The 12485-nt window shown below is 52.0% G+C and carries 15 protein-coding genes; 6 read left to right on the top strand and 9 right to left on the bottom strand.

Translation table 11 applies throughout. From position 1 onward, the window contains the following. Positions 1-75: 75 nt before the first annotated feature. The gene (locus GS605_RS09865; RefSeq protein WP_171638315.1) at positions 76-1005 is read right to left on the bottom strand and encodes an SdiA-regulated domain-containing protein; all 930 of its coding nucleotides are present in this window, start codon (positions 1003-1005) and stop codon (positions 76-78) included. Between the two features lie 182 nt (positions 1006-1187). Here GS605_RS09865 and GS605_RS09860 point away from each other — a divergent pair, with 182 nt between their 5' ends. Continuing rightward, positions 1188-1946: a hypothetical protein gene (locus GS605_RS09860; RefSeq protein WP_170428316.1), complete on the top strand. Its 759-nt coding sequence runs from the start codon at positions 1188-1190 to the stop codon at positions 1944-1946. Here GS605_RS09860 and GS605_RS09855 read toward each other — a convergent pair whose 3' ends face one another. The 8 genes from GS605_RS09855 to GS605_RS09820 all read right to left on the bottom strand — a co-directional run bounded on the left by GS605_RS09855 (position 1947) and on the right by GS605_RS09820 (position 7304). Next, positions 1947-2888, bottom strand: a complete 942-nt coding sequence (locus tag GS605_RS09855; RefSeq protein ID WP_171723860.1) for a metallophosphoesterase — start codon at positions 2886-2888, stop codon at positions 1947-1949. Next, the gene (locus tag GS605_RS09850) at positions 2878-4311 is read right to left on the bottom strand and encodes a hypothetical protein (RefSeq protein ID WP_171723859.1); all 1434 of its coding nucleotides are present in this window, start codon (positions 4309-4311) and stop codon (positions 2878-2880) included. Before GS605_RS09850 ends, GS605_RS09855 begins: the two co-directional genes overlap by 11 nt. A 19-nt stretch (positions 4312-4330) precedes the next feature. Next, complete coding sequence (locus GS605_RS09845) at positions 4331-4975, bottom strand: hypothetical protein (RefSeq protein ID WP_171638321.1); 645 nt, start codon at positions 4973-4975, stop codon at positions 4331-4333. Positions 4976-5095: 120 nt separating this feature from the next. Continuing rightward, entirely contained in the window at positions 5096-5323 is a 228-nt protein-coding gene (locus tag GS605_RS09840; protein WP_171638323.1) for a hypothetical protein, read from the bottom strand. Between the two features lie 348 nt (positions 5324-5671). After that, positions 5672-6286 carry a hypothetical protein gene (locus GS605_RS09835; RefSeq protein ID WP_171723858.1) on the bottom strand — a complete coding sequence of 205 codons (615 nt, stop codon included), beginning with the start codon at positions 6284-6286 and terminating at the stop codon, positions 5672-5674. Between the two features lie 55 nt (positions 6287-6341). Further along, complete coding sequence (locus GS605_RS09830; protein WP_171638327.1) at positions 6342-6704, bottom strand: hypothetical protein; 363 nt, start codon at positions 6702-6704, stop codon at positions 6342-6344. Then, the gene (locus GS605_RS09825; protein WP_171638328.1) at positions 6677-6982 is read right to left on the bottom strand and encodes a hypothetical protein; all 306 of its coding nucleotides are present in this window, start codon (positions 6980-6982) and stop codon (positions 6677-6679) included. The genes GS605_RS09830 and GS605_RS09825 overlap by 28 nt, the downstream gene beginning before the upstream one ends. A gap of 22 nt (positions 6983-7004) precedes the next feature. After that, positions 7005-7304 carry a hypothetical protein gene (locus GS605_RS09820; RefSeq protein WP_171638330.1) on the bottom strand — a complete coding sequence of 100 codons (300 nt, stop codon included), beginning with the start codon at positions 7302-7304 and terminating at the stop codon, positions 7005-7007. Between the two features lie 568 nt (positions 7305-7872). On the opposite strand from GS605_RS09820, the gene GS605_RS09815 reads away from it, so the two are divergent. From GS605_RS09815 to GS605_RS09795, 5 genes are all read left to right on the top strand, one after another. After that, positions 7873-8388, top strand: a complete 516-nt coding sequence (locus GS605_RS09815; RefSeq protein WP_171638331.1) for a DUF805 domain-containing protein — start codon at positions 7873-7875, stop codon at positions 8386-8388. Between the two features lie 72 nt (positions 8389-8460). Further along, positions 8461-9231: a hypothetical protein gene (locus tag GS605_RS09810; RefSeq protein WP_171723857.1), complete on the top strand. Its 771-nt coding sequence runs from the start codon at positions 8461-8463 to the stop codon at positions 9229-9231. Beyond that, positions 9215-9751 (top strand): hypothetical protein, encoded by a 537-nt coding sequence (locus GS605_RS09805; protein WP_171723856.1) that lies wholly within the window; start codon positions 9215-9217, stop codon positions 9749-9751. Before GS605_RS09810 ends, GS605_RS09805 begins: the two co-directional genes overlap by 17 nt. Before the next feature lie 264 nt (positions 9752-10015). Continuing rightward, positions 10016-10750: a TetR/AcrR family transcriptional regulator gene (locus GS605_RS09800; RefSeq protein WP_371807744.1), complete on the top strand. Its 735-nt coding sequence runs from the start codon at positions 10016-10018 to the stop codon at positions 10748-10750. A gap of 122 nt (positions 10751-10872) precedes the next feature. Beyond that, on the top strand, positions 10873-11979 hold the full coding sequence (locus GS605_RS09795; RefSeq protein ID WP_171638337.1) for an alkene reductase: 1107 nt from the start codon (positions 10873-10875) through the stop codon (positions 11977-11979). The last annotated feature ends 506 nt before the right edge of the window (positions 11980-12485 follow it).

Genomic DNA, 12485 nt, shown 5'->3' with positions numbered 1-12485 from the left:
ACGAAGAGGAGTGGTAAGCTAGCTGCAACAACTTGCGGAAGCTATCGTGGCAATGTGAGCGTCATTCTCTAGCGACTAAAATTTGGGGATATTAAAAACATAAAGCCGCGATTTCTTGGCGTCGTCTGTCAGGATGTAGAGAAGCCCTTTGGTCTCATCGAGAGCGATACCTTCGGGATGTTTAACTTCCTTTTGTTTGCCATCTTCTGTGAACGTCAAACTGATGGATTTTATGGACTTGGACTCTGGATTATAGACGAAAATTTGACGGCCTTTGTCACTTACAATCCAAAGAGAACGTGAAGACGGGGACCATGCCAGGCCGCTCAAATCCAGTTCATCATTATCTACAACCTCGGAGATAAAACCTGCATCGCGGGCTAAAGGAATCATCTCAATAATTTCATCTAGCTCGGGTGATACGACCATTAACAACCTTGGTTGTCCCTCAATGCCAATGAAGACCCGCCCGGATTCCGGGTCGACGGCGATGCCCTCAGGTCCCTTGTTCAAAGGGTTACCGACGAGCAATTCAGCGGCGTCCGAGTAGCCTTTGAGAGATGTTAGAGGGATTGTAGTTAGTTGAATGGGGTCAGTCGGGTGAACGACTAGAATTGATCGATCAGTTTCCTGAAGTACTAAAACAGACCCATCTTTTCGTGATGCGACGCCCTCCAGATCTGATCCCGCCAATGAAGGCAGCTTGAATGAGTTTCCTAATGCCCCATCGATTCCAAGTAGGTGCAGTTTAGGTTCAGCGTCGCTTACTGACCATAAGAAGCCTTCCGCGTTGGACAGAGACAATCCGGAAGGCTCCGAGAAGCCTTCCGATTTATCCGCCACCTTGAAGGAGTCGATGAGAGTCAAACCGGGACTCTCGGCGTGGGCGAGCTCGATCCATGCCAGAAATGCAACAGTAGCGCTTGCAAAAGAAGCGAGTTCTCCAAGCTTGGGTAAGCACCGTGAAAACCCAAGTTTCGACCGAAGCAGCTTGTGTTCTGACATTGGATTTTCTCGCGCTTGGACCATATCCTTGTATCAGCGTTCGTATCACAGTCCGGACGCGATGTCCGAAGAATGCACGGTAATCTCTTTACCTGATCCCGCCTGTTGCGATTGAATTGAATAGGGCACGATGTGCCTTTGGTGAAGCGTAAGCCTTTGGCGTGAGCAGGAAGGAAGACAAGTTGAATACGACCCTCACATTTGTGACCGTGTTGTTGATGCTGCTGTTGCCAGGTGCTGCGGTGTCACAAGTCGACCCTGCGACGATGCTGGCCGGGGCTTCGGGGTCGGAAATCGTTATCGAACGCCGGTGGACGCAGTTTCGTGGCAAACAGGAACTGTATTTCTTTACTCTCGATGTGATCGTAACGATCATTCTGGCTGGCTTGATCGTCTATCATCCGGTGAGACGTAAAGCCCGTAGAAGTGTCAGCGATATCGTCATGCCGCGACTGTTCTTCCTTTATGCGCTTGTCGGCATGGCGGTTGGGTTTCTGGTCGTACAGCACGGATCGATGATCGGGTTCGTGATTTTTGGAATAGGAGCTCTGTTAAGGTTCCGATCAAATATGGATGACCCGGTCGACACGGTGGAAATGATTATAGTCACCGTGCTTGGGCTGGCGGTAGGGCTGGGCTTACCCTTGATGGCCACACTGGTGGCGGTTGTATGTTGGTGTTTCATTTGGCTCGGTGGGCGAAACAAGGGCGTGGAAATTTCGCTCAAGGCTTCAAACGAAGAGCACTCATTGAAAGTCAGCGGGGACATTGAAGCCATGGCCGCAGACGCTGGCTGGAAGTTGGTCCGAAAACACCACGTACCCGGAAAATCTCGCGTTTCGTTGCTTTTCATCACTTCGGGTGGATTGTCGGAAGCTCGGATCGAAGAGATGATAAACGATCTGGTCCCTGAAAAAGTTGAGCTGAAACTCAACCTCTAATCATTTCACAAGGTCTAAGCGTTTCAACACCGCATTCGGGGATCTGATCTCTTTCGGGAGCGACTTGAAGTTTACTGACCTTTCGAAATCAGGCCCTCGATATACTGCTATACCAAACTCTCCGTTTGGTTGGAACGTAACATGAGTGAAGCTGTGAGGTGATTTGGCATTGTCACCAATAAGCCGTCGCGGGCCACCTCCCAAACAAGCTTGGGAAACATAAGCCACACCGTCTTTCCAGCCTGGGTAGAAGGCATGATGGTGGCCTGACAGATGCAGAACGACACCGCTTTCTAGGTAAATTTTTTCAAGTGTTGGGTCACCGATGATTTCGCGTTCGCGCTGGATCGCGAAGGGCCAAAGTGGGAGGTGACTGAAAGTGACAACCGGATTCCCATTTGCGCCCAGTTCCACAAGTCGGTCCTGTTGATCACCGGATAGCGGCCCTAAGGTCGTTGCATCCAGAGACGCAAACGTAATTCCCTGCATCTTGAATGCGTAGAAGAACGGGTAGTCATTTGAAATCAGGAAGTCGACGCCTGGTTTTCTCGGCGCCCATTCCTCTGCGTATATTTTTCGTTCACGCTCGAACCCACGGTACGCAGAGGCATCATGGTTTCCTGGCGTGACCGCAAATGGAATGCCGGCAGTCTCTAAAGGGTCTGATACGGCCTCGTGAAACGCCTCCCACATCTCCCTGACCTGTTTGTCGGATAAGTTGGGGATGCGCTGTCCCGCAACCATATCTCCAGTCGAAATAACCAAATCGGGATCAATCTCGACTATCCGCTTGATCGCCTTTTCGATGCGCGCATCGTATCTGACCGAGCCATAGCTGCCGTTCAGATCCGATATGACGATCACATCCAAAGCGGCCGCTTTGCAGGCGAGCACGACCGTCCAAACGAACGCCGCGACAGTGATCGAACGCTTACGGATCATTGCAGTCCAGGCCCTCCGCCTCGGTATTATTGTTCAAAAAGAATGCGACAGGATCCAAGTCGAACATCAAATCACCATTAGAACAATTGTCCCAGAGAATGGACGTTGCCAGCTCGGTGTTATTCACAACTTGGGCAATCTGCCTATCTGACAACCCAAGGCTCCGCGACAACCAGCCGTAGACGAGACCTTGAGATTGAAGATCACTATTCAAAGCAACCAAGCGCCGATACGTGCTTGGAGAGAAGTGGCGAATTTTCTCCAGCATTTGAGTAGATTTCGCGAAGTTGGCATACTCGACACGCCCACCAGCATCGTTGTCGTTTAGATTGCTGCGACGGATCAATAATGCCTCGGCGGGAATATCTCCATCGTTCGGCTGATGGTGCTTGGCTTTCTTATGCTTCAACTTTCCGTCTTCGACCCAATACCAATAGGGTGTGAAGTCTATGTTTCCTACACGGTCCTGCTGGCTGAAGATGAAGTCGAGTAGAACAATCTCGGTAAGTTCTTGCATCCAAAATGCCATCTGTTGGTCGCTGACATCGGGGCCGAGATCCTTGTTGATCATCCTGTCTTTTCGGCCTTCACTAACGCCCTCTGCAATGGCCTCTGAGATTGGTTTTGAAGACCGCAAAGCCATAAAAGCAGGCGTTTCCTGAAAATCGCGGTTTTGACCTTTTCCCCATCCAGACTTGCGCGTGCCGTTGATTTCCGAACCGTATCGATGCCCAGGGCTATCAAGCAGGACACCGTATATTTGCGTTCGGTCTGCGGTGAACAGATCATCGGTCGGTTGGTATGAGTTCGGGTCGGCGTCCGCAGCTGCAAAGACCCGCCAGCCTTCATGGTTCATGCGCCCGCCGCGAGAGCCGCCAGAAATCGCAAGGCCAGGCTCTGCAACCTCGGAGAAATGCGCCTGGGCGTCCATGCTACGCCAAACGGCGACTGGAACTTTGACAGTTGCGTCGAAATATCTGGAGAAATGATAGTAAAGCAGCGACGAAGTGGAAAACGTTCCACTGGTGCCCTTTTGGTTCATGGTGGACTTGAATTTAGCGACCCTGTCCTTGGCCAGATCTTTCGCCGCCTTTCCCTCTTTGCAAGCGTTTCTCTCGAATTCAGAACGGTTCCTCGTGTAGGGTCCTTCCGAAATATCGTAGACGGCCATCCCTGGGCTGGTGCTCCAGGTTTTTGGGCAAATGGCGATTTCGGGCGCATAGAAATCGATTTCGCAATAGGCAGTTTCTTCCTCAAGATCGCTGTTCTTGTACTCGCCCGTTGGGACTTTTTCGATCCGAATGCAGTGTTCCGTAACACCATTGGGACTATCAAATGTCGTGGCTTCTCCGCGAACATCGTCGCTCGCCCACAAGGCAGTGGGCGCAATGAAAGCCAGTGACCCCAGAAGATTGAACCTCATTTGGATAGTCCTCCCGATGTCATTTGGGGCAAATCGCGGCCTGTTGTTCGCCGGAGATCTTCAAACTGGGGTCGACACTGAAGTTAGAGAACTTCGAGTCAATCCACTGGTCACACCCGCCTGAACATGGGGCCCCGTTTCGGGCATCATTCCAATATTCCTTGGCCCTTTCTTCCGTCCATCCGCAAAACTGAACAAGCGCCATTGCCGACAATGCACCAGAGGAATGAACGCCCCACATGCAGTGCACCAGGACAGGACCCTTTCCAGGGTCCTCAATCACCTCGTGTATGGCGGCCATGACAGTGCCGGGTCGGGACGATCTGGCGCTCTGATAGTCAAAGGATCCGTTTCCGCAACTGGTGCGGCCGTATTCGGTGTTCTTGCCGAAGTCCGCATAAAACCCGGCCGAAAACCCTTCATCGCACAGTGTTTCGCGCTGAGCGTTGCTCAAGCCCGTTCGACCCTTGTCGCCGCCCTTGAAGCCAGAGCGATACAAAACTCCGCTTAGGACTGGGCGAAAGAAAGCGACGCCATCGACGCCTCCGTCGCTGCCCTTTGAGAGCATCTGGCTGTTGCTTGGGCCACCGTTTCGACTGGTGACGTCAGAATTCGCCGCAGTTGCCAGAACACCGATGAATATGAGGGACGTCAAAAACCGCATGCCAGTTCCTTTCTATTCTTAAGCGCTATATGCTCAAACTCTTCCCACTTGGAAATCTATTGGAGCGGCTCATTCTCAGCAGCCGTATCAAGTGCGCGATAGACTTTCCGAACTGAAGCTTTAGATTGGCCACACCAGATTGATGATAAAGACGACCACGAAGTAGGCCAGAAATACTTTCCAGTTCAATTGGTCTTTGTTTTCTTCGTTTATCACGCCGGCCAATTTCAAGGCCAGGTTTGTTACAATTAGAGCGACGATGGTAACCGCCGCATGTGCCAAGTCGAAATGCAAACTGAAGCTCCCTTTTGCAGATGTTTGATTGATGAAAAATGTGTCAGCAGTCACTTGATGGCAGCATAGTTACATCTGAGTACCTTCCCTCAGATGTCGTGATCCGAGCACATGCACCAGTATCTCTGTTAAACCAGTACGAGGTCAGCCCTTCGCTGCGGATGAGTTCAAATCCGAGACTTTGGATGCCCATTTCAGCTTGGCCCGCTCTTGCCCCTTCAAATGACGAAAGATCGCTAGAGCTGCCCACAGTTGGTGCACTTGCATCCACTGATCCAACACTGTCGTCGCATGCTGCAAGCGCAGTAATACACGCCGTGCCGATCACCAATAGGACCTTGGGTTTCATCTGTTTTTCCCTCGCTTGTTTGGACTTGCGTTCCAGGGTTTCTGATTGACCACCTATTCAATTCCGAAAATGACGTTGTAGTCGACAGAAGAGTTGCTGCGATTGATAACCTCCACAACATGATCACCGGATTGCCAAAGCTGTCCTCGATACTCTTTGTCCGCCGACATCAATCCTAACAATTCAGATCCATCAGGGTTACGAATAACATAGTCCAAGGAGCCATTTCGCGGCGCAACTCGGACGTAAAGAAACTGTTCGTTCTTTGCACCGAGAACATATTGCTGCGACGCTCCGGGCGCGAGTTCACCAACTAGTTCGGCGCCGGTGGAATCAGCATCGAATTTGACACGTTGGCTACCGGTAGAACCGGCGGCGCCTGCCATTGCTCCACCGCCATCATCCATCGCTTCGACAACCGACATCTCGCCGATGCTTCCATCCTTGTAAGCGATGCAGCGCCAAAGTGTTCCACCTGCATCACGCAGCATAACGAGCGTACCAGCTTCCGAGAACTGAGAGCTTTCGATCGTTCCGGATTGACCGTCTGGTCCACCAACCAGCCGCAAATGGTCGATACACGCGTCGTCGGCTTCTGACATTGCAAAAGCAGCTGTGCTCGCGATTGCGAACATGGGTGTGAGGAGTTTGAGTAAAACGAGTTTCATCAGATGGTTCCCTGTTGGCTTGTCCTTGAAGTTTTGTTCCGTACAAAGCGGAACCTCACTTTGCTTCTCGTAACTTTGACAGAAATTCATCGCATGCCTGTGCGCTGCCGACGATCTCATCTGTCGTTTCAATTCCTTGCAGAGATGCCATCTCGGAATTTACGCGATTGAGGATTTGATCCGCTTGCTCGGCGGTGATCAGGTTCTCGGCTTGTGCTCCTTTCAATGTGGTGCAAACACCGGCGGACAAGCCTGTCGCAACGCCGACCCCCATTGCGGCCCCGCCACCCAAGGTCATCGCTCCAACCACGCCGAGGACGAGCCCGATCACAATTCCCAAGATTACTTTTCCCATGTTTTCCTCCTTTTGGGTGAGACAGAGTTCCGCCTTCACTTCTGGCGCAAACTGCGTACCCATCTGCAAATCAAGACCAGCGCTAACAGGTTGAGCACCGGTACAATCGCCGCAAACCACGGTTTGGCTGACTCTGAGACCAAATCCACTAGAATTATCCAAGGCAATCCCAACGGCAAAAGGAACACCCCGGACAAGGGATCTCGTTCCTGTCCCAACCAGCCAAATGTGCCGGTCAAGAATGCAATCAACGCCAACAGGTACAGGATCGAGAATACGATGATGGTGGTTCTACAAACCAAGTCGAGCCTCAGCAGATCAAGCCAGTGCTGCGCAGCCATTATTGGCCACGCATCAGACTGCTCACAATGCGCCTTCGTCGCCCAGGAACTCGATACCAGCTGTCGCGCCATCACTGTAAGCAATGCAATTCCAAGGAGCACGATCCTCGCCAACGCCGACCGTGACTTGTGTTCCCGCCTCACTAAACGCGGATGAGAGCACCACGACTTGCGAATTGTTCGTTGTTTTGGCCACATCTCGCAAACACGCCTGCTGAGCGGGTGTGAGTTCGGCGGGCGCACTGGATGTACCCGTGTCCTCACAGGCCGCAAGCAGTGTGAAACAAGTTGCGCCCGCAATCATCACTATCTTGTTGGTCATTTTCTTCTCCCTCTGAGTCTGTTGAAATTAACGAAGTTGGATACGCTTGTTTGAGGATCTCGCGTTTGGGCAGCCGACAGAACATACCTCGATCCTGTGACGACCTTTTCCAAAACTTGCTGCGGGGGAGCTTGGCGGGCAGATCACTATTACGTTGACTGCCAAGACCTCCAACAACGTGGGATGGCCGAATGACGTCACTAGCAAATGCTAGAGCAAACTCTGGAAAGAGGGCGAGTACGTTAAGTCTAAGCATCGCGCCCTCCCAACGACTGATCCGTGTAAAATGCCTTCCGACCGCCAGCACTCACACCAGCAGTCGGAAGGGCCCGACAATTCGGGCGACAGCGACAACAACGGAGGTAAAATGAAAGCTGTGTCGAATTCGCATGTTTGAATCTAATTTCTAAAAAATCAATATTTTTTCCGCGCGTAAAATTCATTACGCTCTCGTGCGATAGGCTTCTGCTTTCAAACAAAGGTAAGAGGGAGCATCCGTAGGGGCGAGTTCGCTCTCCTAAGCGGCGCAGCGTTTAAGGCCGCACAGAAGTTAAGAATGGAGTGAAATATGGGATTTAGCGAAGCCGTTAAAACGTGTTTCTCGAAATACTTTCAGTTCTCCGGTCGGGCTTTACGCTCAGAATACTGGTGGTTCTTCTTGTTCGTGGTTCTCGCGAGCGCTGCTTTAGCTGTGCTGGATACGATCATATTCGGGACCAACCCCGAAACAGGGCAGGGATCTCGGGTTCTGTCCTCTGTTTTCCAACTGGCTGTTCTCATACCCATGCTGGCCGCCGGTTGGCGGAGGCTGCATGATACAGGACGACCTGGCTGGTATTTGCTGCTGCCGATGGCGCTCAGCATTACAACGCTTTTTGTTATGCTGGGCGGCGTGGCGTTCTTCTCGGTATTGGAGCAAGGGACGGAAAACCCCGATGCATTACGAGGACCCGCGGCAGTCCTGGGCGTGACCGGTATTGTTGTTGTCTCAATTCTTCAATTCATTCTGTCCATCCTGATGATCTGGTGGCTGACGCGACCTTCCCAAGAAGGCGCAAACGAATACGGCGCACCTGTTTCCTAACCTTGTTGCCCGGGTAACGGACCGGAAACTTTGGCTGAATGACAGTACGAACCACACCCCTGGAGAGAGAAAATGAGGTTCAAAACGATTTCCATTGGAATGCTACTGATGGCTATGGCGACCACAGCATCAGCGGAGTGGTCGTTCAACTCCGGGCCTAATCCCAATGCATTTATTCAGACCGGAAACATGACGCTGGAGCTTCAGTGTGACCGTATCCGCTTTGCTCCGGCTGGATATGAGGACAGCCAGGACATTGTACAGAAGCAAGGGCTTTCCATTCGGTTTTTGAAGAATGGCACCACCGAAGTTGGGGCATTTCAGGTTGGCGCAGAAAACGCGGCTTTGCAGATCGTCGACAATTATCCTGTCGAGGTCAGTTTCAATAGTCAGCAGGATTATGGTTTTGTACTGGACCAGCTCGCGGCCAATGCATCCGTTAACCTGTCCATGATTGATCAAGATGTCAGCTACGGAATCTTTGACTTGAAAGGTTCCAGCGCGGCAATTCGGTCCCTTCGTTCCGCTTGCGATTCAGGAGCTAGCCAAGGGGCCTCCTACGAACCCCCAGAAGGCATCGTCTATTGTGGTGGCGGAGCGGTAGAGCGTGTCATCGAACCGGTAATTTTGGACAACCCGGACGGAGAATGGGACGCGCGAGTAACGGTCAACGGCGCGTCGATCAGAGCCATGACGGCCTATAGTTACTTCGGAAACTATGAGCCGCCGGCCGGATTTGTCGTCGCCCTGCTTGGGGAAGACATGTCCGAGTTTCTGATTTTTAGCGAAGGCTCGTCAAACTGGCTGGAATACGGGGACTACAGGTATGATCAATGCAACTGAAGCCACCTTCCAACCGGCTTCCCAATTGGCAAACTACTTGAAACGTTTGGTATCTGCGATCCTGCTTGGTTCGGGCCTGGTTTGGACCTCACCAGTTGTCGCGGCTGACGTTTCGCAACTTCCAACCGGTTTGCGAGCAAAGGTTGATCTGGCGGCACGAGCCTGCGCGGAGTTCAACAACGGTCAGTTTGACTTAGATTGGGGCGCGGTCGAAAGGGTCGATCTCAACGGAGATCTACAACGCGACTGGGTTTTGAATGAGTCTGGTTTTGCGTGTTCGAGCGCCGCATCTCTTTACTGCGGAACTGGCGGATGCATGTCGCACTTTTGGGTTAGCGAAGAGGTGCACTCCTTGCTCAACCAAGGCTGGACGGTCGTTGATTTTGGGCGTCGACGCGTTGTCGTAGCGGATATTCATGGATCCAATTGCGACGGAATAAACCCAACGCCATGCGTCAGCGCTAGTGTTTGGGATGGCGAAGCCGACACTTGGCGCTCATCTGCTGGCGATTGGGAGTAAGCTGCATTTGGGCACCGCAGATAAGCCTGACGGCCTGTTTATTCGATGAGTTCTCTGTGGCACGCAATGAGGTCATTGGCCATGGATCTACCGAACCAATCTCTGGTTTGTGAGTGATCAACATCAACGCATTGGACAAAGCCACCAGTCACTCTGTCCAGTGTTGGAAACTAGTACCGAGCGTGGGCTCTCTTTTCGACGATCACGATCCTCTTCGTCTGACACTCCCGCAAAAAGACAAACAGTCCTGATCCCAAGATTAGCGTGACACCAAGCGGGATGGGAAGGTTCTGTATTTCTACCGACCTAAATTCCTTTCTCTGGTCACAATACGGACTGACCATTCCAAAAATTTCCTACCGCCACCTTGATTTTCTGGATCAATCATTCCAAATCATGCGCATGAGCAAAAAAACTCTGCCCAATGGCGACATCAAATCATCCGCAGGTCCAGGCAGACCTCGTGCCTTTGACGAAGCTGAGGCTTTGGAAAAAGCCTTGTGCGTATTTTGGCACAAGGGCTACGAGACCGCGTCCGTGGACGATTTGACCAAGGCCATGGGTTTGAGCCGGTCCAGCTTCTATGGAACGTTCGTCAACAAGCAGACTTTATTTCACAAAGCTCTCAGGCACTATTCAAGGCGTGGTTTGAAAAATCTGCGTGACGTTGCAGATGCGAGCGGAAATGACCCCGTTGGTGCGATAATGGAAGCTTTGGCGAACCCACAAGGTGGTCGTGACGGCTGCATGCTGATCAATTGCCTTACGGAGCTTGCTCCTCATGATGATGAAGTGGCGGCTCTCGGGCGACAGCATTTGGAGAGTATTGACGAGATTATTGCGAGAGCGCTTGAGCCTTCAGATCCGGGTGTGGCTCTCGGCAAGGCGCGCGCCTATGCCTCCCTTGCAATTGGCACGCTAGCCTTGCGCAAGGCGGGCGTTCCCGATGAGCAGATATCGCAAACCCTGAAACAAGCCCGGTTGGTGATTTCGCCATAAGGCCCCCCGCCACCATAAGGAAATGAAACCTAACACAAACTCAAACAAGAGACAGTGATCCTATTATTGGACTAATCGGTCCAATAATATCTGAACGAAGTTTACCAAAGAAGGAAGCAGCAATGGCTGATGAAAAACTGTTCTCCGGCATCAAAGCTGGTGCAATCGAGCTGAAAAACCGCATTGTCATGGCGCCATTGACCCGCAACCGGGCAAGAGCCGAGGATGACAGTGTCCATGAATTGCAGGCCAAGTACTACGCCCAGCGGGCGGGTGCAGGTCTGATCATAACGGAGGCTTCGCAAATCTCGCCCCAAGGCAAGGGCTATGCCTGGACGCCCGGCATTTATTCCGAAGCGCAGATCGACGGCTGGAAAAAAGTGACTGAGGCCGTACATGCCAAGGACGGGAAGATTGTAATCCAGCTTTGGCATGTGGGCCGGATTTCCCATTACAGTTTGCAGCAGGATGGTGGCGCCCCTGTGGCACCATCCGCAATTGGAGCCAAGGCCAAGACGTTTGATGGTGAGCAGTTTGTTGAAACATCTGAACCGCGGGCTCTGGCCATCGAAGAAATTGCTGGCATCGTTGCGGACTACCGGAGGGCTGCGGAAAACGCCAAAGAGGCCGGTTTCGACGGTGTCGAGGTCCACGCAGCCAACGGATACCTTATCGATCAATTCCTGCGGGACGAATCCAACAAGCGTGAAGACGAATACGGCGGTCCTGTCGAGAATAGAGCGCGGTTCCTGAAAGAGGTCATGGACGTGGTTGTCGATGTCTGGGGCGCCAACCGCGTTGGTGTCCGCCTCAGCCCATTCTCGGACGCCAACAACATCTCCGACAGCGACCCACAGGCGACATTCACCCATGCGGTCAAATTGCTGAATGGCTATGGGCTGGCCTATCTCCATCTCGTGGAGGGACAGACCGGCGGCCCGCGCGATATTCCGGAAGGTGGCGATCTGAAGGCGCTCTATGAATTGTTTGACGGTGCGAAAATCGGCAACAACGCTTATGACCGCGAAATGGCGGTTGAAGCGGTTGAAACCGGAGCCGTCGATCTGGTGGCCTTTGGTCGGCCGTTTATTTCCAACCCGGATCTTGTCAACCGGCTGGAGAAAGACGCCGCGCTGAATGAGCTCGATCCAACCACTCTCTACGGCGGCACTGAAAAAGGGTACACCGATTACCCGGCACTGGAAGAGGAAGCGGTTGCCGCAGAGTGATACATCGCTCTTAACTCCGTAGTGACAAACAAAACCAAGCAAAGTGAGCGCGTCGGTTTGAACGCGCTCACCTAGCAGTTACGGAAATGCCCATTCTTGAAGCGAGGATCTATCACTAGCCTGCGAATTAACTGCTTCCCTATGATCAGGGTTGAATATTTCCAATCAAAATGCACTCTTGATTGAAAGGCGCCCGGTTTTAGTTGAAGAAGATGTGCGGTGACTACTTTCAATTTAGCGCGTTTCTTGAACCGCGCAAACTTATGGGCAAATCGTGCAAACTTATGCGCAAATGCCGCGCAAAATTATGGGCGAACACAGCCGAATTTCCTGAATGAAATCAACGATAGTAATGCATCGTTATGAGAACACCTACATCATGTGTAGGTTTGCGAATAACACTTCGCGCACCCCATAAGTTTGCGTAGTTTGCCCATAGTATTGCGCGGCACGATTGTCTGCCTTAACGATGAATTCAATCAGTTTTTGGCTCAGTCGTTGCGGTT

It is taken from the genome of Ruegeria sp. HKCCD7559, assembly GCF_013110575.1.
Lineage (GTDB): Bacteria > Pseudomonadota > Alphaproteobacteria > Rhodobacterales > Rhodobacteraceae > Ruegeria.
This window is presented reverse-complemented; position numbering and strand designations above follow the sequence as displayed.